This is a genomic window from Microbispora sp. NPDC046933 (genome assembly GCF_040644635.1).
In the GTDB taxonomy this organism is placed as follows: domain Bacteria; phylum Actinomycetota; class Actinomycetes; order Streptosporangiales; family Streptosporangiaceae; genus Microbispora.
This window is the reverse complement of sequence record NZ_JBEYWW010000019.1, coordinates 66,797-91,190: the sequence shown is the minus strand read 5'-3', so window position 1 is coordinate 91,190 and position 24,394 is coordinate 66,797. Positions and strand designations below refer to the sequence as shown.

The 24,394-nt window shown below is 71.8% G+C and carries 20 protein-coding genes; 7 read left to right on the top strand and 13 right to left on the bottom strand.

Features of this window, described 5'->3' with window-relative positions; genetic code table 11:
• The first annotated feature begins 27 nt into the window (after positions 1–27).
• Positions 28–1,317 (top strand): cellulose-binding domain-containing protein, encoded by a 1,290-nt coding sequence (locus ABZ857_RS24830; RefSeq protein WP_357046645.1) that lies wholly within the window; start codon positions 28–30, stop codon positions 1,315–1,317.
• Between the two features lie 296 nt (positions 1,318–1,613).
• Here the strand turns inward: ABZ857_RS24830 and ABZ857_RS24825 are convergent, their stop codons facing one another.
• On the bottom strand, positions 1,614–2,093 hold the full coding sequence (locus ABZ857_RS24825) for a MarR family transcriptional regulator (RefSeq protein WP_357046643.1): 480 nt from the start codon (positions 2,091–2,093) through the stop codon (positions 1,614–1,616).
• Between the two features lie 84 nt (positions 2,094–2,177).
• Here ABZ857_RS24825 and ABZ857_RS24820 point away from each other — a divergent pair, with 84 nt between their 5' ends.
• Entirely contained in the window at positions 2,178–3,065 is an 888-nt protein-coding gene (locus tag ABZ857_RS24820) for an alpha/beta hydrolase (RefSeq protein WP_357046641.1), read from the top strand.
• A gap of 219 nt (positions 3,066–3,284) precedes the next feature.
• Positions 3,285–3,557 (top strand): GlsB/YeaQ/YmgE family stress response membrane protein, encoded by a 273-nt coding sequence (locus ABZ857_RS24815; RefSeq protein ID WP_357046639.1) that lies wholly within the window; start codon positions 3,285–3,287, stop codon positions 3,555–3,557.
• A gap of 276 nt (positions 3,558–3,833) precedes the next feature.
• Here ABZ857_RS24815 and ABZ857_RS24810 read toward each other — a convergent pair whose 3' ends face one another.
• The 5 genes from ABZ857_RS24810 to ABZ857_RS24790 are packed head-to-tail and all read right to left on the bottom strand — an operon-like array spanning position 3,834 to position 8,853.
• Positions 3,834–4,742, bottom strand: a complete 909-nt coding sequence (locus ABZ857_RS24810; RefSeq protein WP_357046637.1) for a BadF/BadG/BcrA/BcrD ATPase family protein — start codon at positions 4,740–4,742, stop codon at positions 3,834–3,836.
• Positions 4,739–5,740 (bottom strand): hypothetical protein, encoded by a 1,002-nt coding sequence (locus ABZ857_RS24805; protein WP_357046636.1) that lies wholly within the window; start codon positions 5,738–5,740, stop codon positions 4,739–4,741. Before ABZ857_RS24805 ends, ABZ857_RS24810 begins: the two co-directional genes overlap by 4 nt.
• A 24-nt stretch (positions 5,741–5,764) precedes the next feature.
• Complete coding sequence (locus ABZ857_RS24800; RefSeq protein ID WP_357046634.1) at positions 5,765–6,610, bottom strand: carbohydrate ABC transporter permease; 846 nt, start codon at positions 6,608–6,610, stop codon at positions 5,765–5,767.
• Positions 6,607–7,554, bottom strand: a complete 948-nt coding sequence (locus ABZ857_RS24795; protein ID WP_357046632.1) for a sugar ABC transporter permease — start codon at positions 7,552–7,554, stop codon at positions 6,607–6,609. The genes ABZ857_RS24800 and ABZ857_RS24795 overlap by 4 nt, the downstream gene beginning before the upstream one ends.
• 3 nt (positions 7,555–7,557) lie before the next feature.
• Positions 7,558–8,853, bottom strand: a complete 1,296-nt coding sequence (locus ABZ857_RS24790) for a sugar ABC transporter substrate-binding protein (RefSeq protein WP_357046630.1) — start codon at positions 8,851–8,853, stop codon at positions 7,558–7,560.
• Between the two features lie 105 nt (positions 8,854–8,958).
• Between ABZ857_RS24790 and ABZ857_RS24785 the strand changes: the two genes are divergently transcribed.
• Positions 8,959–10,119, top strand: coding sequence for an ROK family transcriptional regulator (locus ABZ857_RS24785; RefSeq protein WP_357046628.1), 1,161 nt, complete (start codon positions 8,959–8,961; stop codon positions 10,117–10,119).
• 23 nt (positions 10,120–10,142) lie between these two features.
• Here the strand turns inward: ABZ857_RS24785 and ABZ857_RS24780 are convergent, their stop codons facing one another.
• Both ABZ857_RS24780 and ABZ857_RS24775 read right to left on the bottom strand, forming a co-directional pair.
• The gene (locus tag ABZ857_RS24780) at positions 10,143–11,492 is read right to left on the bottom strand and encodes an ammonium transporter (protein ID WP_357046626.1); all 1,350 of its coding nucleotides are present in this window, start codon (positions 11,490–11,492) and stop codon (positions 10,143–10,145) included.
• Between the two features lie 288 nt (positions 11,493–11,780).
• Positions 11,781–14,042, bottom strand: a complete 2,262-nt coding sequence (locus tag ABZ857_RS24775) for a catalase (RefSeq protein WP_357046624.1) — start codon at positions 14,040–14,042, stop codon at positions 11,781–11,783.
• Between the two features lie 226 nt (positions 14,043–14,268).
• On the opposite strand from ABZ857_RS24775, the gene ABZ857_RS24770 reads away from it, so the two are divergent.
• The gene (locus ABZ857_RS24770; protein ID WP_357046622.1) at positions 14,269–14,910 is read left to right on the top strand and encodes a hypothetical protein; all 642 of its coding nucleotides are present in this window, start codon (positions 14,269–14,271) and stop codon (positions 14,908–14,910) included.
• 62 nt (positions 14,911–14,972) lie between these two features.
• Positions 14,973–15,110, top strand: a complete 138-nt coding sequence (locus tag ABZ857_RS24765; RefSeq protein ID WP_357046620.1) for a hypothetical protein — start codon at positions 14,973–14,975, stop codon at positions 15,108–15,110.
• A 12-nt stretch (positions 15,111–15,122) separates the two neighbouring features.
• On the opposite strand, the gene atzF is transcribed toward ABZ857_RS24765, so the two are convergent.
• The 4 genes from atzF to ABZ857_RS24745 are packed head-to-tail and all read right to left on the bottom strand — an operon-like array spanning position 15,123 to position 21,904.
• Positions 15,123–16,811: an allophanate hydrolase gene (gene atzF, locus ABZ857_RS24760; RefSeq protein WP_357046618.1), complete on the bottom strand. Its 1,689-nt coding sequence runs from the start codon at positions 16,809–16,811 to the stop codon at positions 15,123–15,125.
• Positions 16,804–20,439, bottom strand: coding sequence for a 5-oxoprolinase/urea amidolyase family protein (locus ABZ857_RS24755; protein ID WP_357046616.1), 3,636 nt, complete (start codon positions 20,437–20,439; stop codon positions 16,804–16,806). The genes atzF and ABZ857_RS24755 overlap by 8 nt, the downstream gene beginning before the upstream one ends.
• A complete protein-coding gene (locus ABZ857_RS24750; protein ID WP_357046614.1) occupies positions 20,436–21,092 on the bottom strand; it encodes an urea amidolyase associated protein UAAP2 in 657 nt (218 codons plus the stop codon). The genes ABZ857_RS24755 and ABZ857_RS24750 overlap by 4 nt, the downstream gene beginning before the upstream one ends.
• Complete coding sequence (locus tag ABZ857_RS24745; protein WP_357046612.1) at positions 21,089–21,904, bottom strand: urea amidolyase associated protein UAAP1; 816 nt, start codon at positions 21,902–21,904, stop codon at positions 21,089–21,091. The genes ABZ857_RS24750 and ABZ857_RS24745 overlap by 4 nt, the downstream gene beginning before the upstream one ends.
• 146 nt (positions 21,905–22,050) lie before the next feature.
• Between ABZ857_RS24745 and ABZ857_RS24740 the strand changes: the two genes are divergently transcribed.
• Positions 22,051–22,800 (top strand): helix-turn-helix domain-containing protein, encoded by a 750-nt coding sequence (locus tag ABZ857_RS24740; protein WP_357046610.1) that lies wholly within the window; start codon positions 22,051–22,053, stop codon positions 22,798–22,800.
• Here ABZ857_RS24740 and ABZ857_RS24735 read toward each other — a convergent pair.
• Positions 22,732–24,279, bottom strand: a complete 1,548-nt coding sequence (locus ABZ857_RS24735; protein WP_357046608.1) for an amino acid permease — start codon at positions 24,277–24,279, stop codon at positions 22,732–22,734. The genes ABZ857_RS24740 and ABZ857_RS24735 overlap by 69 nt on opposite strands.
• Positions 24,280–24,394: the final 115 nt, after the last annotated feature.

Sequence of the window (24,394 nt, the reverse complement as noted above, 5' to 3'; positions counted from 1 at the left end):
TTCTCCTCGACCAAAAAGGACACGGTGATGCGACCGACTCGGTTCTTCCTGGGAATGGTGTCCGTCCTCGTCCTGGGCACCACGCTGGCCTTCGGAACGGCGACCCCCGCCGGGGCCGCCGTCGCCTGCACGGTGACGTACAGCACCAACGACTGGACGGCCGGCTCCGGCGGGGGCGGCTTCACCGCCGCCGTCACCGTCCAGAACCTGGGCGACCCGGTCAACGGCTGGACGCTCGGCTTCACCTTCCCGAGCGCCGGGCAGAAGGTGACCGAGGGATGGTCGGCGACCTGGTCACAGAGCGGGCAGAACGTCACCGCCAGGAACCTGGACTGGAACGCCGCCCTGGCCAGGGGCTCGTCCGTCAGCCTCGGCTTCAACGGCACGTGGTCGGGGACGAACCCGAAGCCGTCGGCGTTCACCCTCAACGGCACCGCCTGCACCGGCGCCACGCAGTCCCCCACCCCCAGCAGCACGCCCAGCCCGACGCCCTCTCCGACGCGCACACCCTCGCCGTCCCCGTCCCCCACGCCGACCCGCTCGCCCAGCCCGTCGCCCTCGCCGAGTCCGGGAGGGAACGCCTGGAACCCGCCGGCCAACCTCGTCACCCCGCTCAACGAGGTGTGGCGGCACGAGGAGACGACGTACCCCGACCTGTACGGGTTCAAGAACTACATCTGGGACCAGATCATGGCGGGCCGCGGGAGCATCAACTACTGCGTCCGGTGGGACTCCTCCGCCACCGTGTCCGCCTCCCTGCGCGACCGCATCCACGCGAGCCTCGCCCGCTCGTTCAACAAGTGGATCGACCAGCTCGAAGGCTGGAGCGGCTGGCCGTACCCGGACGTGAACGTGAAGGTCGTCGGCTGGGCCGTACGGGACCGGAACCAGCTGCAGTGGACCGACAACTCGGTGGACGTCTACGTGGGCGACATCAACGAGGGCGCGCCGCAGTGCAGCCCGCCCTGCGGCCGGTTCTTCCACCAGAACGGCGACTACTCCGGCTGCCCGGGCGGCGCGGCGCACCACTACGACATGTCCCTGTGGCTCACGGCGGGCATGAACGGCGGCGCGGGCGGCGACTGGGGCCAGCGGATCGGCAGCGAGTATTACGTGGGCGCGCTCGACAGCGAGAACATCCACATCCTCCTGCACGAAATAGGCCACGGGTTCGGGCTCGACGACTTCTACGACTGGACGCCGACCGGCGTGTGCTGCTTCATCATGAACGCCGGCTCCGCGACGCAGATCACCGAGTTCGACAAGTGGATGCTGCGCGACTGGTGGCGCCACCTGAAGAGCCGCTACGGCTACTGACGCCGCCGGTGGGCCGAGGCCCCGGGCGGTCCGGCCGGGTCAGCCGTCCTGCCACGCCGGATCGGCGGCGGGTCGGCGGCGGGCCGGAACATGCCCGTGCCGCTCTGGCGGAGAAGGCCGTCTTCCCCGCCAGAGCGTGCCGGATGGCGCTGAGGGCCGGAGAGGTCCCGGGACGAGAATCGGGTTCTGGCCGGCCCCGGCCGTATTTGTCATGATCGCCGGGCTCACCGTTGGCTTGCTCCTCCGTAGCCGCCGGCCGGCCGCCGAGCCGCGCGAGGACGAACGCCGGTGAAGCGTCACGCCGGCCCGCCGAGGTCGCGGGCGATCCAGCCGGGGGTGTCGAAGCGTACGGGCAGCGTGCCCACCAGCGCCGACAGGTGGGCCTCCAAGGTTTCGAGTTCGGCGGCGCCGATCTGCTTGCCCCACTGCTCACGCAACTCGTCGAAGATGGCCTCACCTTGGCGCATCACCTCGTAGCCGAGCGCGGTGACCTGGAGGCGTTTGCGACGGGCGTCGTCCGGGTCGGTGTCGCGTGCGACGTATCCGCGCTCCTGCAACACCGCGATGGTCCGCGCCGCCGACTGCTTGGAGATCGACAGGCGGCGGCCCAGTTCCGAGGCGCTGTCAGCGCCTGCGGCGATGGCCCGCATCGCGAAGTCGTGGACGGGACGCACGTCCTCGTAGCCGCGCCGGTCCAGCTCGGCGATCGCGGCGTCCACGAGCGTGCGGAAGCCCCCGAGCAGCAGCAGCGCAAGATCGGCACCAGAGCGAGACATGGGAGAAGACTAGGGCACCGCCTGGACAGAAGACAGCCAGGGTGTCTATATTTCGACACCCTGACTGTCGAATTGAGGAGAGACATGACCGTCACGCCGGCCGGTCCCACGCTGCCGGAGATCACCCATCACCGCGCCGAGGTCAACGGGACGACCCTGCACTACGTCGCCGCGGGAACCGCCGGATCCCCGATCCTGCTGGTCCACGGGTTCCCCGAGACCTGGTGGACGTTCCACAAGCTCATCCCGCTGCTCGCCGTCAACCACCGGGTCTTCGCCGTCGACCTGCGCGGCTTCGGCGACTCCGGCAACGGGCCGGGCGAGTATGACAGCTCGGCCTCGGCCGAAGACCTCCACCAGTTGATCGCCCACCTCGGCGTCGGCCCCGTCCATCTCACCGGGCAGGACATCAGTGGCGCGACCGTCTTCCGCCTGGCCACGACGCATCCCGAGGATGTGCTCAGCCTCACCGCCATCGAGATGGGCCTGCCCGGGTTCGGCCTGGAAACACTGGCCGACGTCACCCGCGGCGGCGCCTGGCACATCGGGGTCCTCGCCGCGCCCGGCATCCCGGAGATGTTGCTCGCCGGCCGCGAGCGCGAGTTCCTCGGGCAGTACGCGTTCCCGTCCATGACCGCGACCCCGGGCGCGATCACCGACGCCGACATCGAGGAGTTCGCCCGCGCCTACTCACGTCCTGACGGCTGGCGCGGCGCGATCGGCCTCTACGGGTCGATGCTGCGGGAAGGCTCCGAGATCCAGGCCCTCGCGCAGGATCCTGGGCTGAAGGTGCCCGTGCTCGCGGTCGGTGCCGGCGGCGGCCCCTTCACGGCCGGCACCATGGCGCATGCCACGGCGGCGGAGATCCGGTCCGTGCAACTCGACGGCGTGGGCCACTACGCCGCGATGGAGGCCCCCGAGGAACTGGCGAAGGCCGTCCTCGGCTTCATCGAGAGCCTTGGCACCGCCTGACAGCGGCAGGTGGCCCGTGATGCGGTAGCCGCCCCCGCACCCAGCGGGGCCGGTTCGGGCGGCCCCCGGTCGACCTCCACCACACGGAGGTCGCGCATGCTCTGACGGCCTGTGTGAGCTGGACGAACACGGCGATGAGCACCATGCTATCGATTCGTTATGTGTCGAACCGGGCCGTAAGGGCACAAGCTGGACAGTCAACCGTGGGAGCGTGAAGTAATGGCCGTAACAGGCATCATTTCCGCCATAATCATCGGGCTTATCATCGGCGCGCTTGGCCGGCTCGTCGTACCTGGACGTCAGAGCATCCCGATCTGGCTGACCATCGTGATCGGCATCGTTGCCGCCCTCATCGGCACGGCGATCGCCGGAGCCCTGGGAGTCGCCGACACCCGCGGCATCGACTGGATCGAACTGATCATCCAGGTGGTTCTCGCCGCGGTCGGAGTCATCCTGACCGCCAGCCTGTACGGCAGGCGCCGCCTCGACTAGACGACGCATGCTTCTGCCCTGGTGGCCCCGGTCCGAGGTATCCGGACCGGGGCCGCTTGCGTGTGAGCGGAACAGGCATCGCCCCGAACGCGTCATGGAGGCCGTCTGCTCACCGGCTGACGCGGCAGCCGGAGATGCGCCGAATGACTGGTAGTGATCCAGAACAGGACGAGGTGCCGCCGGTGCCGCCGCCCCCGGGGCGGTGACCGCCGGTGACCGCGGCGGCAGGAGGTGTCGAGCCGGCTTCACCGCCGCAGGGGTCGGGGCGGGGCCCGGTCAGGCCCGCGAAGTGGTGAGGAGTTCCTGAGCCAGCCGCACCGCTCCGTCGACCGGGTCGGCGTCGAGAAGCGTGACGGGGAGATCCGGGTGGCTCTTCCCCAGCGCGTCGGCCAGGGCGGTGAACAGCCGGGGCTGCGTCGTGAGCACCCCGCCCGCCGCGACCACCGCCGTGGCCGACGCCCCACGGGAGATCAGCGTCTCGACCAGCTTCGCCAGTGCCTGTCCCCCCTCCTCGATGACTTTCAGCGCGACGACCGATCCCCGCTGCGCCGCCCGGAAGACGACGGGAGCGTGACGGCCCCACTCCTCCGCGCTGGGCGAGCGGGTCAGCGCGTGCGACAGCCCCGGCACCTCGTCGGTGTGGAAGGCCGCGAGCAGGCCCCGCGCCAGCTCGTCCGGTGGAAGGCCGGCGTCGTGCCGCAGGCAGGTGGCGCGCACGGCCTCGCGTACGAGCCCGGCGGCCGATCCCTCGTCGCCGAGTGCCCATCCCCAGCCCCCGGCGAGGAGCGGCTCGCCGCCGGGACCCGTGCCCGCGGCGACCGACCCCGTACCGGCGATCACGCCGATCGCCCCCGGGACACCGGCCGCGTACGGCAGGAGGTGGGCGTCGTTGACCACCCGCACCGGGACCGCGAGGGCGGCACTCAGCAGGTCCCGCAACCTCAGGCACAGGGACGCGCTGTCGCATCCGTGCGCGCCCACGCCCAGGGCGTCGTACGGCACCCCCCACTCGCGCAGGTCCGACACCAGCCACTCGGCCAGGTCGTCCATGTCCGCCCCCAGGTCGCTGGGCACGACGCGGTCCGCGACGAGGCCCTCCTCCCCGGCCGCACGCCAGTGGGTCTTCGTCCCGCCCACGTCGACGCCGACGGCCACGCCACTGTGCTTGCCGGTTCGCTCGCTCATGCGGTCTCCGCGGTGAGGGTGTCCACCTTCGTGTCGTCCATCGAGAACAGGAACTCGCCCACCGGAACGTTCCGCGCGGCGGCCACCTTCACGACGAGCCGCTGCAGCACGGCGTTCTCGACGATCGCGCGGGCCACCGGAGCGAGCCGCGGGACCTCCACGCGCGGGACCGGCGACGCGCACGGGCCCACGTAGAGAACCCTGTGACCGGCCTCGGCCAGTTGCAGGGCCAGCGCCGCCTCGCGCTCGTCCCCGATGACGATGTGCGCGGTGCGGCCGGCCGACTCCATCGGCCCGTGCAGATACTGCCGGGTCTCGTACGCGGCGGCGGGAAGCCGGCAGGCCTCGCGCAGCATCAGCGCGCCCTCCTCGGCGGCGGTCAGCGACGCCCCGGCTCCGACGACGTCGGCGGCGACGCTCTCCGCGACGCCTTGCACGAGGACGTCCACGCTGTCCTCGGCCCGCCTGGCGGTCTCGTCCAGGCGGTCCGCCAGCGACTGCCAGACGTCGGCGGGCCCGCCGAGCGCCCACGTGTCGGCCAGCATCCCGAGGGCGGCGAGCGTGACGGTGAAACCGGAGGTGGACACCTTGGAATCGGGGACCGTCCCGCAATTCAGCACCGTGCCCGCAAGCTCGGCCAGCGGTGACTCCGCGATGTTGACCACGGCCAGCCGCCGCGACGCTTCCACCTCCCGCAGGGCGTCGATCGTCTCCGCGCTGCGTCCCGACTGGGACACCCCCGCCACCAGGTCGACGTCGGCGGCCGGGATGGACGCCGGGATCTCCCCGTATCCGGCCCTGCTCGCCCAGATGCCGTACGCGCGCAGCTGGTGCACGCAGGCCGCGAGCGCGGCGTGACTGGCGCCCATGGCCACGAACAGCGGGCGGCGCGGCGCGGGCCAGGAGCCCGTGAGCTGCTCGCGCAGGGTGCGCACCGCGGAGGCCAGCGCCTCGGGCTGCCGGTCGAGCGCGTCGGACATGGAGATGTCGTGGGACATCGAACCTTCTCTCAAAACCGAGGGTTACTTGACAGCACCCGCGGCCAGCCCGCGGGTGATGTGCTTCTGGAAGATCAGCGCGATGAGCACCGGCGGCACGGCGGCGAGCAGGCCGCCCGCGGCCATCAGGCCGAAGTCGAGGCTGTAGCGGCCGGTGAACTCGGCCAGCGCCACGGGCACCGTCTTCGACGCCGGGGACGAGGTGAAGATGAGCGAGTAGAAGAACTCGTCCCACGCCATGAGGAACGCCAGGAGTCCGGCCGAGATGAGGCCCGGACGCGCCACCGGCAGCACCACCCGGACCAGCGCGCCGACCCGGCCGCACCCGTCGATGCGGGCGGCCTCCTCGAGTTCGGCCGGCAGGGCGCGGAAGTAGCCGGACAGCAGCCACAGGACGAAGGGCGTGGTGAAGGAGCAGTAGACCACGACGAGCGAGGTCCGCGTGTCGAGCAGGCCGAGCGCGGCGCCGGTCATGTACATGGGCACGACGAGCGCCAGCGGCGGCATCATGTACGTCAGCATGAAGACGAACAGCACCAGCCTGCGCCCGGGGAACCGCAGCCGCGCGAACGCGTAGGCGCCGAGCACGCCGGTCACCAGGCTCACCGCGACGCTGCACCCGGCGACGACCAGCGAGTTGACCAGGGCCACGCGGAAGTCGCCCGCCACGCCGCCCGCCGCCTGCGTGAAGATCGCCGCGTAGCGGTCCAGCGTGGGCGAGTCCGGCCACAGGTCGGGCGGCTTGCCGAGCAGACCGGCCTGCGGGGACACGCTGGCGAGCAGCAGCAGGGCGAACGGCCCGAGGACGACGACGGCAAGCAGCGCGCCGCACAGGTACATCGCGGGGCGATAGAAGCGAGAGGGTCTCACGCCGTTCCCCCCGAATCGGTACGGAGCATGCGCAGATACACCAGCGACAGCACGAAGATGAACAGCACGGTGAGGTAGGCGGCCGCGGAGCCGAGGCTGAACTCCTGGTTGGAGAAGGCCTGCAGGTAGGTGTAGAAGGCGATCGTGGTGGTCCCGGAGTCGGGGCCGCCCCTGGTCATGATGTAGATGATGTCGAAGACCTTGAACGCCTCGATGGTGCGCAGCACCAGGACGACCGCGATGGCCGGTTTGAGCATCGGGATCGTGATGGACAGGAACCGGCGCACGGCCCCGGCGCCGTCCATGGCCGCCGCCTCGTAGACGTCGTCGCCGATGGTCTGCATCGAGGCGAGCAGCAGGATCGCCACCAAAGGCGTGGTCTTCCAGGCGTCGACCAGCGCGACCACGAACAGCGCCTGCGTCGGGCCGCCGATCCAGTCCTTGTAGGAGTCGAGCAGGCCGAGGTGCATGAGGAGGCCGTTGAGCGCGCCGTACTCGGGGTGGAGGATCCACCGCCACATGTTGGCGCTGACGATGGTCGGCAGCGCCCAGGCCAGGACCACCAGGCTGCGGAAGAACCACTGGCCGCGGATGCGCTGGTTGAGGAACTGAGCGAGCAGCAGGCCGACCACGAGCTCCACCGCCGTGGAGAAGACGGTGAACACCGCCGTGCGCCACACCGTGGCCCAGAACTCGGAGTTCGACAGCAGCGCCGTGTAGTTCGACAGCCCGGAGAACGTGAACTCGGTCTGCAGCGCCGAGGTGGCGTCGACGAGACTGAGGACCAGCGTGCGGCCCATGGGATACAGGACGACGCCGAACACGACGACCATCGCCGGGGCCAGCAGCGCCAGGGCGAGCGGCCACTGGCGTTCGACCTTCCCCCGCCTGGCCCCTGCCGTCCGCGGCGCCGTGCTCGTGGGGCGTCGCAGTGTCAGGGACACCGGTCAGCCCCCGATGACGCGGTTGACCTTGGCCGCGGCGTCGGCGAGCGCCTGGGCCGCGGGTGTCCCGCCGACCAGGCAGGACTGCAGCCCGGCCTGGATCTCCTGGCTCACCGCGTTGTACTGCACGACCTGGGGGCGCTCGATCAGCGAGCCGTACTGGGCCTTGTCGGCCGCCACCAGTGGCGCCTGCGCCCCGCTCGTGAGCTTGGGGTCCTCGTAGGCGCTGTCCCACACCGGCAGCGACCTTTCGACGTACTGGAGCTGGTTCTCCTTCCCGCACAGGAAGGCGACGAGCTGCCACGCGGCGTCGGGGTGCTTGGAGGTCGCGGTGACCGACAGGCCCATGGAGCCGTCCACCGCCGGGCCCTGACCGCCCGGCCCCTTGGGGCTGACCGCGGGCTTCAGCTCTCCGACGATCTTCGACTGCTTCGGGTCGTTGGACTCGCTGTACATGTAGTCCCAGTTGAGCGCGATCGCCGCGTCGCCCTGGACGACGACCTTCTTGACGTCGTCCTCCAGGAGCTTGGTGGACGAGGGCGCGCTGAGACCTTCGTCGAGCGTGCGCTTCATCCACTCCAGCGCCTGCAGCCCGCCTCCCTGGTGGAAGGCCGCCTTGCCCGCGTCGTCGAGGAAACGGCCGCCGAACGCACCGAGGAGCTGCGCGTAGTCGCAGACCATCGCCTCGGCGTGCGCCCAGCTCCACACCATCGGATGCTCGACGATCTTCTTGGCCTTCAGCGTCCTGGCGGCGTCGAGCACGCCGTCCCAGGTCGACATGGCTGTCTCGTCGACCCCGGCGTCCTTCAGCATCCGGGTGTTGTAGAAGAAGATCTTTCCGCCGGGGATCCACGGCATCCCGTACCTGCGGTCCTTGTACGTGATCGCGCCGAGCGTGCCGGGCAGGATGTCGTCCAGCCAGGTCCGCTGGTAGCGGTCGGTGACGTCGAGCAGCATGTTCTTGCTGGCCAGCTCCGCCGGCCAGATGCAGTCGATGAGCACGACGTCGTACGTGCCGGCCGGCGCCGAAATGACGATCTTGTCGTGCAGGGCCTCGTACGCGACGAAGGTCGGCTGGACCGTGATGTCCGGGTGGGCCTTCCGGAACGCCGCGAGCATGCCGCGGATGTCGTCTTCGCTGTAGCTGGCCTGCTTCATGAACAGGGCGTTCAGCGTGACGGGGCCCGAGGAGCCGCCGCTGCCGCGGGAAGGTCCGGACACGGCGCAACCGGGCAGGACCGCGGCCGCGCCGAGGACCAGCGGCAGGCTCAGGAGCCTCCGGCGTGAGATCGAGTGCATAACCAGCCTCCATTTAGTTAGGTCATTTACCTAACGAAGTGGGCTAGGATATGTCAAGGGCAGGCATGAAAGGATCAAGTGGAATCGGGAGCTGCGGGGATCGGGATGACATCACTGAGCGCGAGTGCACGAGCGGTGCTGGCGGAGCTCACCCGGCGCGGCCGGGCCACCCGTCCCCAGATCAGCCAGGCACTGGGCCTGTCCAAACCCACGGTCTCCACGGCGATGTCCGAACTCGAGGAGCTCGGCCTCGTGCGGGAGGACGGCTCCGTCCAGGGGCACACCGGCCGGTCGGCGCTGCTGTGGCGCATCGGCGAGGGGGCCGGGCACGTGCTGGGCGTCGACGTCGGCGTCACCCGCACGCGCATCCACGCGCACGCGCTGAGCGGCGAGCGGCTGCTGGGCGTCAGCCGTGACGTCGCGTCCCCGGCGGGCGCGTCCGGGTTTGTGACGCCGTCCGGCACGGCGGACCTGACGGCCAGCGCCGACGCCGCGGGCGCCCTCCTGCGCGAGACGCTGCCGCGGCTCGGCGACAGCGGTCCGCTGCGGCAGATCGTGATCGCGCTTCCGACCGTCGTGACCGACCGGGACCCCGCCGCCGCCTCGCAGTCGCCCGACGTGCACGACATGGTCAAGGCGCTGTCCCTCCCCCCGGCCCCGCTGCTGCTGGAGAACAACGTCAACTGCGCGGCCGTCGCCGAGGGGAACCTCGGCGTGGCGCAGGACGCCGCGCAGTTCGCGTACGTGCAGGCGGGTGTCCGGATAGGCGCGGCCCTGATGATGGGCGGGCGGCTGCTGCGCGGGGCGTCCGGCTGGGCCGGAGAGGTCGCCCATCTGCCCTTCCCGTGGGACGCCGGGCAGGAGCCCGTCCCCGAGGGCCTGGAGCGCTTCCTCGGAGCCGAGCATCTGCTGCTGCGTACGGCGGCCGCGTGGCCGGCGTCGGAGGGAGCCCCGCCCACGAGCGCCGAGGAGCTCTTCCGGCGCGCCGGCGAGGGCTGCCCGCCCGCGCAGCGCGCCGTGACCGAGCACGCCACGCAGGTCGGCCGGCTGGTCGTGGCGGTCGTCGCCCTGCTGGATCCCGGCCTGGTGGTCCTCGGCGGCGGGGTCGGCTCCAACCCGCTCCTCGTTCAGGGCGTCCAGGAGACCCTGAGCACCCTGTCCATCCCCGTCGAGATCCGCCAGAGCGGCCTGGGAGCGACGGCCACCGTCGAGGGCGCCGCCGTGCTCGCCCGCGAGCAGGCCCTGCACCGCCTGATCCACGCCTGACCGGCCGGTGAAGTCCTCGACGATCAGGTCATGGGACGCGGATCAGGCTGCGCCGGCGCGGGGCGGTGGGTGCGCAGCCGGACGGCGTGGTCGAGCACACCGTGGTCGTAGGCGGTCTCGGCGTGCAGCGCCAGGTCGACGCCGGACACCTCGTCCTCCTCGCTCACGCGGAAACCCATCAGCCGGTGGATCAGCTTGCCGATCCCGTAGGTGACCGCGAAGGCGTACAAGGCGACCACCGGGACCGCGATCGCCTGCTTGCCGAGCTGGGCCAGGCCGCCGCCGTACAGCAGGCCCCGCGGACCGTCTGCGCCGGTGAGTGTGCGGGTGGCCAGCAGCCCGATGAGCAGGGTGCCGACGATGCCCCCGACCAGATGCACGCCGACCACGTCGAGGGAGTCGTCGTAGCCGTGCCGGAACTTCCAGCCGACCGCCTGCGAGCAGATCATGCCCGCGGCCAGGCCGATGACCAGGGCGCCCAGCACGTCGACCGAGCCGCACGACGGTGTGATCGCGACCAGCCCGGCCACGACGCCCGAGGCGACCCCGAACGTGGTGGGATGGCCGTCGCGGCGCTGCTCCACCAGCAGCCAGCCCAGCAGGCCGGTGCATCCCGCGGCCAGGGTGTTGAGGAAGACGGCGGCGGCGGTGCCGTCCGCGGCCAGCGCGGAACCGGCGTTGAATCCGAACCAGCCGAACCACAGCAGTCCGGCGCCGAGCAGCACCAGGGGCAGGTTGTGCGGTCGCATGGCCTCGGCCTTGAACCCGATCCGCGGCCCGAGCACCAGCGCCAGGGCGAGCCCGGAGGCCCCCGAGGTGATCTCCACGACCAGGCCGCCCGCGTAGTCGAGAGTGCCCATGGCGTGGATCCAGCCGCCGGGGCCCCACACCCAGTGGGCGATGGGCGCGTAGACCACGAGCGCCCACACCGGGACGAAGACCATCCAGGCCGAGAAACGGGCCCGGTCGGCGATCGCGCCGCTGATCAGTGCCGCGGTGATGATGGCGAAGGTGAGCTGGAACGTCGCGAACAGCAGCGTCGGCACCTGCCCGGTGACCGACCCTGTGGTGATGTCGTGCAGCCCCACGTGGGCCAGGCCGCCGATCAGTCCCCCGATGTCGGGGCCGAACGCCAGGCTGTATCCGGCGGCCAGCCAGACGAGGGTGACCAGGGCGATCGAGACGAAGCTCATCATGATCATGTTGAGCACGCTCTTGGCCCTGACCATCCCGCCGTAGAAGAAGGCCAGGCCCGGCGTCATCAGCAGGACGAGCGCGGTACAGGCCAGGAGCCAGGCGGTGGCGCCGCCATCTACCTTCACCGGCATGATCGCCTCACACTCCTCACGGTGGTCGTCCGCAGGTTCCGCCACGGGCGCACCCTGAGACTCACCGTTGGCCGTTTCATGGCGTATTCGGGAGTGTTACTGCGATGTTTCTTATTGCGAGGGCGTTACCGGCTCCTCACCGAACCATGCTCGACCAGTTCCCCGGCCAGGAGCTCCGTACGCGCCGCCAGGCGTCATAGGCCGCACGTGGCGTCGAACGTGTCGCGGTCGCAGAGGAACCCGTGGCCGACGCCGGGATGTCCGACGACAGCCTCCCTCCTCCCCTGGTCCCGAACCGTGGAAGGAGGCCCTGCGGATGCCCGATGTGGAGCGTCAGGCGACCGAGGCGGGGAACCGTTCCCAGACGCGATGGGTGGCCATGAACCGCTGCACAGCGGTGAAGACCCCCGCGGCGGAGTCACCGGAGACCACGCCCGGTGTGCCGGAGACTCCGGCCTGTGCGAGCAGCTTCGCGCCCGCGCCCCAGGCGCCGATCGCCTTGGCGTGCCGCCAGCACTCCTCGATCATGAGCGTCACTCGCGGGTCGACCGCGACGGAGTCGCCGGCGCCCGCCTTGGCGTCGCGTGCGGGCAGGGCGTCGGGGGCCGGCGCCGGCGCGGCCGCCAGCGGCAGGGCGTCGAACTCGATCGACCGGGCGGTGGCGAAGGTCCGCTGCACGGGCATATCGCCCAGCATGCCGCCGTGCGGGGCGACCAGCAGCGGCACCATGCCGGCGGCGAACACGGCCCTGCGCAGGTCGCGTACGCCGTCGAGGTCGGCGCCGTCGTCCAGGACGACGCCGACCATGCGGCCGTCGGCCGGCCACTCCTTGCCCACCTGCGAGAGCGCGGGGCTCGGTGCGGGGTCGGCGAGCGGCAGGGCCGGCTCCGGCGCGGGCAGGCCCAGCCCGATGGCGACCTCCCGGCAGAGGACCGGGTCGATGTTCGCCAGGCACCGGAGCTGGCGCTCCTTGATCGCCTGCTCGTAGCACTTGCCCAGCTCGAAGGTGTAGGCGCGGACGATGTGCTCCTTCTCCACGGGCGACATGCTCAGCCAGAACAGGCGGGCCTGGCTGAAGTGGTCGCCGAAGGACACGGGGTTGGCGCGGACCTTCCTCGCCTGCGCGACCTCGACCGGTGTGTCGACGAACGCGTTCTCGGCGTCGCCGGCGACGGACGGGTTGCCGCCGTCCAGGGAGTTCGGCCGGTACGGCGCGACCCCGGCGTGGACGGCGTGCTGGTGGAAGCCGTCCCGGAACATGTCGTTGACCGGGCAGTGCGGCCGGTTGACCGGGATCTGCGCGAAGTTCGGGCCGCCCAGCCGCGTGATCTGCGTGTCGAGGTAGGAGAACAGCCGCGCCTGCAGCAGCGGGTCGTTCGTGACGTCGATGCCCGGCGGCAGGTGGCCGGGGTGGAAGGCGACCTGCTCGACCTCGGCGAAGAAGTTCGTGGGCGTCCGGTTGAGGGTCATCCTCCCGATGGGCTGCACCGGCGCGAGCTCCTCGGGCACGATCTTGGTCGGGTCGAGCAGGTCGATGCCCTCGAAGGTCTGGTCGGGGGTGTCGGGGAACACCTGGATGCCGAGTTCCCACTCGGGGTGGGCGCCGGCCTCGATCGCGTCGTAGAGGTCGCGGCGGTGGAAGTCGGGGTCCATCCCGCCGAGTATCTGCGCTTCCTCCCAGGTCAGGGAGTGCACCCCGAGCTTGGGCTTCCAGTGGAACTTGACCAGCACCGTCTCCCCGGCCTCGTTGACCAGCCGGAAGGTGTGGACGCCGAAGCCCTCCATCATCCGGAAGGAGCGCGGGATCCCGCGGTCGGACATGTTCCACATGGTGTGGTGCTGCGCCTCGGTGTGCAGGGAGACGAAGTCCCAGAACGTGTCGTGGGCGCTCTGCGCCTGGGGGATCTCCCGGTCGGGATGCGGCTTGCCCGCATGGATGACGTCGGGGAACTTGATGCCGTCCTGGATGAAGAAGACCGGGATGTTGTTGGCGACGAGGTCGAAGGTGCCCTCGTCGGTGTAGAACTTCGTCGCGAAGCCGCGGGTGTCGCGGACCGTGTCGGCCGATCCGCGCGAGCCGAGGACGGTGGAGAACCGCACGAAGACGTCGGTCCTCTTCCCCTTCTTGAGGAAGCCGGCCCTGGTCACCGCCGAGGCCGTGCCGTACGCCTCGAACACGCCGTGCGCGCCCGCGCCTCGGGCGTGGACGACGCGCTCGGGAATGCGCTCGTGGTCGAAGTGCGTGATCTTCTCGCGCAGGTGGTGGTCCTGCAGCAGGGTCGGGCCGCGCTCACCCGCCTTCAGCGAGTGGTCGGTGTCGCGCAGCCGCGCCCCCTGCGCGGTCGTGAGGTAGGCGCCCTGCTGGCCCTTGGACGTGGCGGGCGCGCCGGTCTCCGCTCCGGTCGGCGTGACGGTCGCGGGAGCGCCCTGTTCCTTCTTCGGCGGCAGCGGGTCGTGCGGCGCCGTCGGTTCCTCGACGGTCGCCGGGGCACTGCCCGGCGAGCCGGGAACGTCCGGCGTCAGGTAGCCGGCCACCTTCTCTGCGGCGTTCTCCACGACGTCCTTGACGGCCTTGGCAGGCTTGCTGGCATCCATTCGGCGGGTCCCTCCACGGAGCGTACGGGCAGGTCCGCGCCGCATTACCCGCAGGTAGGAGGACCAAACATCCGCCCGCGCCACCGGACGCCCCCCAGGGGCCCGGCGGTGGCCGTGCTTCGCCTGCTGGACGAGCCGCGGACATGCGGCAGAAGGTGATCGTGCGGGTGCACCATTTGATCTTCTAGTGTTCGGCGAGTCGGGACGAAAGCGGTGGAGGGGCGAGATGCGCGCAGACGACCGGATCGAGCAGGCGAGGCTGCTGTACGAACGAGCGGTCTTCGAGGGTGACACCGACGCGGTGACGGCGGCCGAGCGGGAGCTGGACGCGGTGGAGGCCGACCTCGCCCTTGCTCGGGGACGCATCGCGCACGCGCGGTTCCTGGACGGCAGACGCGAGGACCCTCACGAGCTGGGCCTGTTCGAGCGCGCGGCCGAGCTCTACCGGAACCTCGGAGACGTACGCGGCGAGGCGGAGGCCCTGTTCTGGATCGGGTGTTTCCGTCAGGTCGTACGGGATGACGACGCCGCCGCGGTTCCCGTGCTGGAGCGGTCCCACCGGAAAGCGGTGCACGCCGGCGACGCCCTGACCGCGTCCTACGCCCTCCGGCATCTGGGCATCGCGGACCAAAGGGCCGGCCGCCTGGAGTCGGCGCGGGAACGCCTGGAGGAGTCGACACGGCTCCGCTGTGAGGTCGGGTTCCTTCCCGGCGTCGCCGCCAACATGGTCGGACTGGCCTACATCACCGCCGGGGAGGGCCGCCGCGAGGAGGCGCTGGAACTGCTTGACGAGGCCGGCTCGATCGCCGAAGCCGCACGCGCCTACGGCATTCTGCGCCACGTCAAGGAGGCACAGGCCCGGCTGTGAACGACGTGCTCACGCAGCTCACCACCGAGGCGAACCGATGACCGCCGGCGGCGCTTCGCCTGGTGACCCGCTACGTGCAGACGCCCGCGTCGGCCGGTTACGGGTTCGGCGCCGGCGTCTTCGTCGCGGGCCTGGTGCTGGTGCCGTTCTCGGCGTCCGCAGCGTCGGCTTCTCGATCGGCGGCGCCCTGGGCGGCCTGACCCTGGCCGCGCTCACGTTCCGGCGAGCGTCTCACCCGACGACGGCCGAGATCGGAGATACGCGCGCCACCCCCCGTGCGCGGTGATGTCGGCCGCGCCCCGCAGCCCTTCCGGAGCGCAGAGGAAGCCGGGCGCCTTCGTGCCGTCGGCCAGCTCGACCTGGCCCAGCGTCATCGGGCGGGGAAGGGCGGCGAGCAGGTCGCCCAGCCCTTCCGCGGGAAGTTCCCACACCTCGCACTCGATGGCCGCACCGTTCTCGGGACCACCGTCCTCAACCGCGCGGACGAGCCCGGGTTTGGGCGGGTCGGTGGTCAGGGCGTGCAGCCGGTAGCGCTCGGCGGTCCTGGTGGTGGCCAGCAGGCGGGCGCCGCGCGTGGTGAGCTCGTGGTTGAGCGGTTGTCCTGACAGGTGCGCGCCCACCACCGCCAGGCGGACGGCCGGCTGGAGCAGCCGGGCGATGGCGGCCAGGTCGTCGTCGGCATGGGCCCGGCCGACGAGCATGACCCCGTACGGCAGTCCGTCCACCTGCCCGGCGGGTACGGCCAGTGCGCACATGTCGAAGAGGTTGACGAAGTTGGTGAAGCGGCCGAGTTCGCTGTTGACGCCGACGGGGTCGGCCGCGACCTGCGCCAGGGTGGGATGGCGGGGAGTGACCGGCAGGAGCAGGGCGTCGCGCTCGCCGAGCAGCGACAGGGCCCGCTCGCGCAGTGCGGTGAGCCGCTCCCGGTCGGCGAACAGGCGGTGGGCGGGCAGGTCACGGGCCGCGGTGATGACGGAGGCGACGGTGGGATCGAGGTCCGGCCCGCCTTTCTCGACGAACGCGCCGACGGCGGTGTACCGCTCGGCGACGAACGCCCCCTGGTAGAGCAGCGCGGCGGCCTCCAGGAAGGGGGCGGGGTCGATCGGGTGGGTCTCCACGCCCGCCGAGGCCAGCCGGCGGGCCGTGGTCTCGAACGCCTCGGCCCAGCCCGGGGCCAGTGTGCCGAGGCCGGCGGTGGCGGGCACGGCCACCCGCCACGGCCCGGGGCGGCGGGCCGGACGGGACGCGGGCCGTGCGGAAGGGCGGGTCATGAGGGCCAGGGCCCGGTGGGCCTCGGGGAGCGTGCGGGCGAAGACGCTGACGCAGTCCAGGCTCCGGCAGGCCGGGACCACGCCTTCCGTGGGGATCAGGCCGCGGGTGGGCTTGAGCCCGACGACGCCGTTGAAGGCGGCGGGGACCCGGCCCGAGCCCGCGGTGTCGGTGCCGAGCGCGAGGTCGGCCAGGCCGAGCGCGACGGCGACCGCCGAGCCCGAGCTGGACCCTCCGGAGATCCGGGCCGGGTCGGTGGCGGCGCGCACCGCGCCGTAGGGGCTGCGGGTGCCGACCAGCCCCGTGGCGAACTGGTCCATGTTGGTGGTGCCGAGCACGATCGCGCCGGCCCCGCGGAGCCGGGCCACGGCGGGGGCGTCGGCGTCCGGATGGTAGGCGTAGGAGGGGCAGCCCGCGGTGGTGGGCAGTCCGGCCACGTCGATGTTGCCTTTGACCGCCAGCAGGCGGCCCGCGAGGGGGAGGTGTTCACCGCCCGTCACCCGGACGTCCATGGCGGCGGCCTCGTCCTCCACGTCGGCCCGGGGCCGCAGGTCGATCCAGATCTCCGGACGGTCCGTCTCGGCGATCCGGGCGTAGGCCCTGCGGACCCGTTCCAGTGCCGTCTCAGCCACGATCACTCCTCAGCACCGCCAGCGGGGCGCCCGCCTCCACCTGGTCACCAGCCCTGACCAGGACTCGTTCGACCACGCCGTCCGCGGGGGCCAGGACGGCGGACTCCATCTTCATCGCCTCCAGCACGATCAGCGGCTGCCCGGCGGCGATCCGCCGGCCGGGCGTGACGCTGACCTGCCAGACGCTCGCGGTGAACTCCGCTTCCACCACGTGGCAGCCTGGTGGGAGTTCCAGCTCGGTTTCGGCCGGGCCCTGCGACTGCTCCGCCCGGTCGAACTCGCCCGACGCCTGCCAGGCCGCGCGTTCGGCGGCGAAGGCGGCGGCCTGCCGTTCGCGGAAGGCCGCGATGGAGTCGGCGTGCTCGGTCAGGAAGCGGCGGTAGTCGGCGAGCCGGAACATGCCTTCTTCGATCTTGGGTTCGAGGCGCCCCGCCGCCAGGTCGGCGCGTAGTTCGAGCAGCTCTTCCGCCGTCACCGGATACCAGCGGATCCGGTCGAAGAAACGCAACAGCCAGGGGGAGCCCGGCTGGAACGCGCCGCGTTGCTGCCAGCTCGACCACACCTGCGTGGTCCGGCCCACGAACTGGTAGCCGCCCGGTCCCTCCATTCCGTAGACGCACAGGTAGGCGCCGCCGATGCCGACGGAGTTCTCGGCGGTCCAGGTGCGGGCGGGGTTGTACTTGGTGGTGACCAGACGGTGCCGGGGATCGAGCGGGGTGGCCACGGGAGCGCCGAGATAGACGTCGCCGAGCCCGAGCACGAGGTATTCGGCGTCGAAGACGATGCGGTGGACCTCGGCGACGTCCTCCAGGCCGTTCACCCGCCGGATGAACTCGATGTTCGACGGGCACCAGGGCGCGTCGTCGCGCACCCCCGCCATGTAGCGGGCGATGGCCTCCCGGGTGGCGGGGTCGTCCCAGGACAGGGGGAGGTGGACGACGCGGCTGGGCACCTCCAGCTCTCCGGTGGGCGGCAGAGCGGCCTCGATGCGGAGCAGTTCGGCCAGCAGGTCTCGCTGCGAGAGCGCGGCCGGGTCGAGATGGATCTGGAGCGAGCGGATGCCGGGGGTGAGGTCGACGACGCCGGGCAGGTCCCGGGCGGCGAGCGCCCCCGACAGCGCCTCTGACAGGGCGTGCACACGCATGCGCAGGCCCAGGTCGAGCTCCATCGGCCCGTACTCGACGAGGATGTTGTCGTCACCGCTGCGCCGGTAGGTGACGCGGGGCCGCTCGCCGGTCTCGGGGAGCCGGTGGAGCACGCCGCCGTCGCCGGGGACGCCGATCGCGGGGGGCACGGGGACGAAGGTGACGGTGTCTCCGGGCCGCAGCTGACCGAGTTTCCAGCGTTCGGAGGTGATGACGGTGGCCGGGCAGACGAACCCGCCGAGTGAGGGGCCGTCGGGGCCGAGCACGACCGGCATGTCACCGGTGTAGTCCACGGCGCCCACCGAGTAGGGGGTGTCGTGGATGTTGGAGGGGTGCAGTCCCGCCTCGCCGCCGTCGAGGCGTGCCCAGCGCGGTTTGGGGCCGATCAGGCGGACGCCGGTGCGGGCGGAGTTGTGGTGGACCTTCCACTGGGCGGCGTAGAAGTCGTGGATGTCGTCGTCGGTGAAGAACTCGGGGTTGGCGTGCGGGCCCTCGACCACGCCGATCCGCCAGGCGTGCCCGAACTCGGGCCGCGCCCCCGTTCCGGTGCCGCTGTTTTCCGGGCTGCCGTACGCGAGGCGTTCCGCGTGCTTGAGGCGTTCCCCGTGCCTGAGGTGTCCCTCGTGCCTGAGGAGTCCCCCGTGCTTGAGGTGTCCCCCGTGCCTGAGGTATCCACCGTGCAGGACGTCCCCGGCGCGCAGGGCCCGGCCGCCGTGACCGCCGAACCCGCCGAGCGTGAACGTCGCGGCGCTGCCCAGGTAGGCGGGAACGTCGAACCCGCCCGCCATGAGCAGGTAGACGCGCAGTCCCGGCCCTTCGGCGGCGCCGATGTCGAGCACGCCGCCCGCGGGCACCGTGACCGGCTCCCACTGGGGGACGGTCGTGCCGTCCACGGTGACGGGCGCGGGCGCGCCGGTGACGCAGACGGTGGTGGCGTGGCTGAAGCGCAGCGCAGGGCCGCGCAACGTGCACTCCAGGCCCGGGGCGCCGGGGTCGTTGCCCAGGACGGTGTTGCCGTACCTGAAGGAGCGGTCGTCCATCGGCCCCGACGGCGGCACGCCCACCTGCCAGTAGCCGGTCCGTCCCGGCCAGTCCTGCACGGTGGTGAGGGTGCCGGGCCGCACCACCTCGACGCGGCGGGAGCCGTCGGTGAGCCCGGCCAGGGTGGCGGTGCCATGCGTGGCCGCCCGGACGGAAGGATCGCCTGCGGCGGCGCGCAGCAGCCCGAGGTTGGTCTCGACGCCGTCGATCCTGGTCTCGGCCAGCGCCGCGGCCAGCCGGTCCAGGGCCTGGTCCCGGTCGGCGCCGTGCGCGACGACCTTGGCGAGCAGCGGGTCGTAGGCGCTGCTCACCTGGGTGCCCGTCTCCACCCAGCCGTCCACCCGTACGCCCGCCGGGAACGCGACGCGGGTGAGCAGGCCCGCGCTGGGCCGGTGGTCGCGGCTCGGGTCCTCGGCGTAGATCCGGGCCTCCACGGCGTGGCCGGCGGCCGCGGGCGGGTTCCGCAGGGCGGCGTGCACGTGGCTCACGTCGCCCTGGGCCAGGCGCAGCATCCACTCGACCAGGTCGACACCGTAGATCGCCTCGGTGACGGGGTGCTCCACCTGCAGGCGGGTGTTGACCTCCAGGAAGTACGGCTCGGCACGCGCCGGGTCGTAGATGAACTCGACGGTGCCCGCCGACCGGTAGCGCACCGAGGCGCACAGGCCGGCGGCGCTGTCGGCGAGCCTGGCCCGCACCAGCGGCGGCAGGCCGGGGGCGGGGGCCTCCTCCAGCACCTTCTGGTGACGCCGCTGCAGGGAGCAGTCGCGGTCGCCGAGCGTGACGACGTTGCCCGTGCCGTCGCCGAAGACCTGGACCTCGACGTGCCGGCCGCCCTCGACCAGGCGTTCCAGGAACAGCCCGGCCGAGGCGAAGCTCGCGGCGGCCGTGCGCTGCACGCTCTGCCACGCCTGGGCCAGCTCACCGGCGTCGCGGCAGGCGCGCATGCCGATGCCGCCGCCTCCGCCGGTGGCCTTGAGCATGACCGGGTATCCGATGTCCTGCGCGGCGCTCAGGGCCGCGTCCAGGTCGGGGAGCAGGCCGGTGCCGGGGAGCAGGGGCACGCCGGCCCGCTCGGCGGCGGCGCGGGCGGTGTGCTTGGCGCCGAACAGGTCGAGCTGCTCGGGAGTGGGACCGACGAAGGCCAGCCCGGCGGCCTCGACCCGGCGCGCGAAGGCGGCGTCTTCTGACAGGAAACCGTAGCCGGGGTGGACGGCGTCAGCGCCGCTGTCCAGGGCGGCGTGGAGCACGCGGCCGGCGTCCAGGTAGCTCTCCCGGGCGGGGGCGGGACCGAGCCGTACGGCGTGGTCGGCCAGGCGGACGTGGGCGGCGCCCCGGTCGGCGTCGGAGTAGACGGCGACCGTGCGCAGCCCCAGGCGGCGGGCGGTGGCGATGACGCGGACGGCGATCTCGCCCCGGTTGGCGACGAGGAGCGTGTTCATCGGACCGTCATCCGCACAGGGGTGGGGTCGAAGCCGTTGCACGGGTTGTTGATCTGCGGGCAGTTGGAGATCAGAACCAGCACGTCGGTCTCGGCCCGCAGGGTGACGGCGAGGCCGGGAGCGGAGATGCCGTCCACGATGCCGAGCGTGCCGTCGGGTTCGACCGGGACGTTCATGAACCAGTTGATGTTGCCGACCAGGTCGCGTTTGCCGAGCCCGTGGCGGCTGCCCTCGATGAGGAAGTTCTCGACGCAGGCGTGCTGGGAGTACGTGTGGTGTCCGTAGCGCAGCGTGTTGGACTCCTTGGAGCAGGCGCCGCCGACGGTGTCGTGGCGGCCGCAGGTGTCCCCGACGACGGTCATCAGCGGGCTGTGCTCGTTGGACAGCAGCACGCTGCCGGTGGTGAGGAAGATGTTGCCCTGGGCGTGGACGGTGTCGGGTGCGCTGTAGCGCACGGCGGTGTCGTGCGCGTCGTACAGCAGGCAGTCGACGGCCTGGTTGCCGCCGAGGTCGGTGATGGTCAGCTCCTGCCCGGCGCGGATGATCGCCGACCAGGGGGCGCGGGCGGGCACGGTGACGTCCAGCACGGGCACGTCAAGCACGGGCACGTCAAGCACGGGCACATCGAGCGCGGGTACGTCGGGCACGGTCATCGGGTCACCTCGGCGGTGTTGAGGAAGGCGCGGCGGCCTTCGGGGCTCGCCTGCCACAGGGGGTCGCCGGGGCCGGTGGGCCGGGCGCGCCAGGCCAGGACTTCCAGCGGGGTGCAGGTGTAGGCGGGGCGGGGGTCGATGGGGTGAGCGGTGTTGGCGATGAGCACGGTCAGCGGCATTTCGGCGCGCAGGGTGACGGAGGCGCCGGGCCCGGCGGAGCCGGTGAAGGTCAGGCCGCCGTCGGGGCCGACCCTGACCCCCTGGAAGAAGGAGATCGAGGGGGGCAGGTCCCGGGGCTGGAGTCCGTGCTTGGCGGCGGCCAGCGTGAACAGCTCACGCCCGGCGGGGGCGGGACCGTGCAGGGAGCCGTCGCCGTAACGTTCGGTGTTGCGCCGCAGGGTGGAGGCCCCGCACATGGTGTCGTGACGGCCGGAGGTGTCGGCGACCACGGAGGCCAGCACGCGGCCCTGGTCCGACAGCAGCAGGTGGCCTTCGCCGAGGTAGGCGTTCCACAACACCTTGACGGTGTCGGCGACGTTGAGCCGTTCCCAGGGGCGGCCCTCGACGAAGAGGAGCAGGTGCGCGCAGGCGTCGCCGGCCAGGTCGGTGAGGCGCAGTTCGGTGCCCCGGGCCAGCACCCTGTGGGTGTAGCCGCCGCCGGCGACGGTTTCGGCCCACACGAGGTCGGCGGGGTCGACGCCGTCGGGAGGGGCGGGCCAGTCCGAGGCCGGGAGCACCGGCATGGTGTCGCTTCTGGTGCCCTCTTGCGCTCGGGCGTGCTCTCGCGCGGCGTAGGTCGTGCTGGTCGCCATGACGCGTTCTCCTCTGCGGGGGGAGTTTCTGTCGCACGACAGAAATTAGGCAGCGCATGTTTCCTCTCCCACGTCGCGACGTTTCCCGCCTGTTACCGGAAGCGCACAGCCGCAGCGCCCGGTTGGAGGTGTGCGACGATCGTGCGGTGAGCGCCCGTTCCGCCGTGCCCAGTTCCAGCGGGCCCAGTTCCAGCGGGCCCAGTTCCAGCGGGCCCAGTTCGCCCGGTTCCAGCGCGCGAAGAGTCGGCAGGCCGCGAGCCGTCGCGCGGCCGCGAAGTGAGCTGAGCCCGCGCGAGGAGATCCTGACGGCGGCGGCGGAGTTGTTCACCGCACACGGCTACGCGGCGACCTCGACGAGGGCGATGGCCGAGCGGGCCGGGATCAGGCAGGCGTCGATCTACCACTATTTCGACGGCAAGGAGGACATCCTCGCCGAACTGCTGGAGAGTACGGTGCGGCCCTCACTGGAGACCGCCCGCGCCCTGACCGGCGGCACACCGGAAGAGCGGCTGTGGGAGCTGTGCCACTGCGACGCGAAGCTGTTGTGCTCGGGCCCGCACAACCTGGGCGCGCTCTACCTCCTGCCGGAGGTGCGCACCGAGCGCTTCGCCGCCTTCCGGCGCATGCGCGGCGAGCTCAAGGACACCTACGCGCGGCTGCTGGCGGCCACCTCCGCCGGTGCGGCGCTGACGCCCGCCGACCTGGCGCTGCGCACCGATCTGCTGTTCGCGCTGATCGAGGGCGTCATCCTGATCCGCAGGGACGCCCCGGGCGAGATGGCCGCCGACGTCCTGGAGACGCTGGCGGCCGCCACCGCCGACGCGGCGCTACGCCTGACCGGCGTTGCCGAGCGGGATCTGCCCAACCTGCGCAAGACCGGCCGCGGGCCGGCGTAGCCGCCGGTAGAGCGCGCCCAAGCCCACGACCGCCGCCAGGAAGAGCAGGGTGAACCACTGGAAGAACCAGTGGCCGGTGATCGGGGCGTACACCTCGGCCCTCGGCCAGGCCAGGTTGACCGTCATCGCCAGGCCGTAACAGAAGGCCAGCGCGTTGACCGGCAGGCCCCAGCGGCCCATGCTGAACAGCGGGCTGCCGTCCTCGGCGAACCCCTCCGGCGCCCCGCCCCGCCAGCCGCCGCGCAGGCGCTGGAACAGCAGGGGGCCCGTCACCATCGCGTACGCCAGGTAGAGCAGCACGATGCACGTGGTGCCGATGGCCAGGAACGCCTCGGGGGAGGCGAAGTTGAGCAGCAGGACGGCCGCCGCGGCCACCCCCGTGACCAGCGCGGGCCCGGTCGGCATCCCGGTACGGCGCGAGACCCTGGACAGCGCGCCCGACAACGGCATCACCCCGTCGCGTGCCATGGAGAAGAGCATCCTGGTGGCGGCGGTCTGGATCGCCAGGGTCGCCACGGCGATCGCCAGCACCACGTCGGTGAGCAGCAGCTTGCCCACCCAGTCGCCCAGGCTGCTGGTGAGCACGTAGGACAGGCCCTCGGCGGCCAGCCTCCCGTCGGTCAGGCTGGGAGCGGCGAGCAGACCGGCGAACAGGATGAGCCCCCCGAGCACCCCGGCCGCCGTGAGCGCGGTCAGGATGGTGCGCGGGGCGACCCGCCGGGGGTTGCGGGTCTCCTCGCTCAGCTCGCCCGCGCTGTCGAACCCGATGAGGACGTAGGCGGCGGTGAACGAGCCGACCAGCAGCGCGCCGATGGCTCCGCCCTGCCCGCCGGTGCTGAACGTGACGCCGGGGCCGTGCTCCGCGTGGGTGAGCAGCAGCACGACGATGAGCACCGCGCCGGCGATCTCCGCGGTGACCCCGATGCTGTTGATCCGGGCGAGAACGCGGTTGTCGACGACGTTCACGGTCGTGGTGAGCGCGAGCAGGACCAGGCCGAGGATCGCGGCGTTGGCCGCTCCCGTGGCGGTGGTGGGCGCGGGGTCGCCGCCGACGAGCTGGAATCCCGGCCAGATCGCGGGCAGCACAACCTGCAGGGCGAGCGCCGCGGCGGCGATCACGACGATCTGCCCGAGAATCATGATCCACCCGGCGAACCAGCCGAACGTCACCGTGCTGAGCCGGGTGGACCACTGGTAGATGGAGCCGGAGATCGGGTAGCGGGCGGCCAGTTCGGCGAAGCAGAGGGCGACCAGGATCTGTCCGGCCAGCACGACAGGCCAGGTCCAGAAGAAGGCCGGGCCGCCGAAGGCGTACCCGAAGGCGAAGAACTGGAAGACCGTGGTCAGCACGGAGATGAAGGAGAATCCGGCGGCGAAGGAGGCGTACCTGCCCATGCTGCGGTGCAGTTCCTGGCGGTAGCCGAACGTCTGCAGGGCGCTCTCGTCGGTGGGGGGAGAGGAAGGGACGGTGACGGCCATCGGGGCTCCGGGCGCTGGGGGGAATTTCTGTCGGTTGACAGTTATGTACGGGGCCGTCGTTTCCACGCCGTCACGCGCACGTTCATCCGCCGTAACGCATCCCTCACCGCTCATG

Coding starts and splice junctions, on each gene's coding strand:
- ABZ857_RS24830 (WP_357046645.1), top strand. CDS start 28: ATGCGACCGACTCGGTTCTTCCTGGGAATGGTGTCCGTCCTCGTCCTG.
- ABZ857_RS24825 (WP_357046643.1), bottom strand. CDS start 2,093: ATGTCTCGCTCTGGTGCCGATCTTGCGCTGCTGCTGCTCGGGGGCTTC.
- ABZ857_RS24820 (WP_357046641.1), top strand. CDS start 2,178: ATGACCGTCACGCCGGCCGGTCCCACGCTGCCGGAGATCACCCATCAC.
- ABZ857_RS24815 (WP_357046639.1), top strand. CDS start 3,285: ATGGCCGTAACAGGCATCATTTCCGCCATAATCATCGGGCTTATCATC.
- ABZ857_RS24810 (WP_357046637.1), bottom strand. CDS start 4,742: ATGAGCGAGCGAACCGGCAAGCACAGTGGCGTGGCCGTCGGCGTCGAC.
- ABZ857_RS24805 (WP_357046636.1), bottom strand. CDS start 5,740: ATGTCCCACGACATCTCCATGTCCGACGCGCTCGACCGGCAGCCCGAG.
- ABZ857_RS24790 (WP_357046630.1), bottom strand. CDS start 8,853: ATGCACTCGATCTCACGCCGGAGGCTCCTGAGCCTGCCGCTGGTCCTC.
- ABZ857_RS24785 (WP_357046628.1), top strand. CDS start 8,959: ATGACATCACTGAGCGCGAGTGCACGAGCGGTGCTGGCGGAGCTCACC.
- ABZ857_RS24775 (WP_357046624.1), bottom strand. CDS start 14,042: ATGGATGCCAGCAAGCCTGCCAAGGCCGTCAAGGACGTCGTGGAGAAC.
- ABZ857_RS24770 (WP_357046622.1), top strand. CDS start 14,269: ATGCGCGCAGACGACCGGATCGAGCAGGCGAGGCTGCTGTACGAACGA.
- ABZ857_RS24755 (WP_357046616.1), bottom strand. CDS start 20,439: ATGAACACGCTCCTCGTCGCCAACCGGGGCGAGATCGCCGTCCGCGTC.
- ABZ857_RS24750 (WP_357046614.1), bottom strand. CDS start 21,092: ATGACCGTGCCCGACGTACCCGCGCTCGATGTGCCCGTGCTTGACGTG.
- ABZ857_RS24745 (WP_357046612.1), bottom strand. CDS start 21,904: ATGGCGACCAGCACGACCTACGCCGCGCGAGAGCACGCCCGAGCGCAA.
- ABZ857_RS24735 (WP_357046608.1), bottom strand. CDS start 24,279: ATGGCCGTCACCGTCCCTTCCTCTCCCCCCACCGACGAGAGCGCCCTG.